This window comes from Delftia sp. ZNC0008, from assembly GCF_000799035.1.
GTDB classification, from domain to species: Bacteria; Pseudomonadota; Gammaproteobacteria; order Burkholderiales; family Burkholderiaceae_C; genus Comamonas; species Comamonas tsuruhatensis.
Genome location: NZ_JTKZ01000464.1, coordinates 1 through 870 on the forward strand (window position 1 = coordinate 1; position 870 = coordinate 870).

2 protein-coding genes are annotated in these 870 nt (G+C 71.5%); both read right to left on the reverse strand.

Annotation, left to right across the window (positions count from 1 at the left end):
• Positions 1-511: LLM class flavin-dependent oxidoreductase (locus tag L995_RS15470; RefSeq protein ID WP_047472525.1), on the reverse strand; the 511-nt coding region annotated here is incomplete at its 3' end.
• The coding region (locus tag L995_RS15475; protein ID WP_156136082.1) for an ATP-binding cassette domain-containing protein at positions 492-870 on the reverse strand (379 nt) is incomplete at its 5' end. The genes L995_RS15475 and L995_RS15470, both read right to left, overlap by 20 nt.

Genomic DNA, 870 nt, shown 5'->3' on the forward strand with positions numbered 1-870 from the left:
CCGCGTCCGGGTACAGGTGGACGCCACCGGCCAGCGCGCGCCCGGCCCAGGCGTCCTGCAGCACGCCGAAGTTGCGCGCGAAGACGGCGCCGCGCTCGGCGCTCTGCACGCCAAAGGCCTCGAAGGATTCGGCCGTGCCGCCCGTGCCCAGGCCCACCTCCAGGCGGCCGCCGGTCAGCAGGTCCAGCACTGCCGCATCCTCGGCCACGCGCAGCGCGTTTTCCAGCGGCAGCGTGATCACGCCCGTTCCGATGCGGATGCGCCGCGTGCGCGCCGCCACATGGGCCAGGAAGACGAAGGGCGAGGGCAGGCCGCCCTCGCTTTCATGGAAATGGTGCTGGGCTACCCAGGCCGAGTCGAAGCCCTGGGCCTCGGCATGGGCGATCTGCTCGGCCACCAGGCGGTAGCGCTCGCCGGCCGGCACATCGTCGAGCAGGCGGCTGAAGAAGCCCAGGCGCGGGCCGGTGCGGGAGCCGTGGCCACGGTTGGTATCAGGCGGGGTGAGGGACAAAATCAATGCTCCTTTTGCCGGGAATGGCGTCCATGAGTTCGCGTGTGTAGTCGCTGGTGGGGCGCTGGAACACCTCCTCCACGCTGCCCGCGTCCACCACCCGGCCCGCGCGCAGCACCGATACCGTGTCGGCAATCTGGCGCACCACGGCAAGGTCGTGCGAGATGAAGAGATAGGTCAGCCCCAGGTCCTGCTGCAGCTGGGCGAGCAGGGCCAGGATCTGCGCCTGCACGGTCACGTCCAGGGCCGATACGGCCTCGTCCAGCACCAGCACCTGCGGCTGCAGCACCAGGGCGCGCGCAATCGCCACGCGCTGGCGCTGGCCGCCCGACAGCGCATGCGGGCGCCGCGGCAGCACG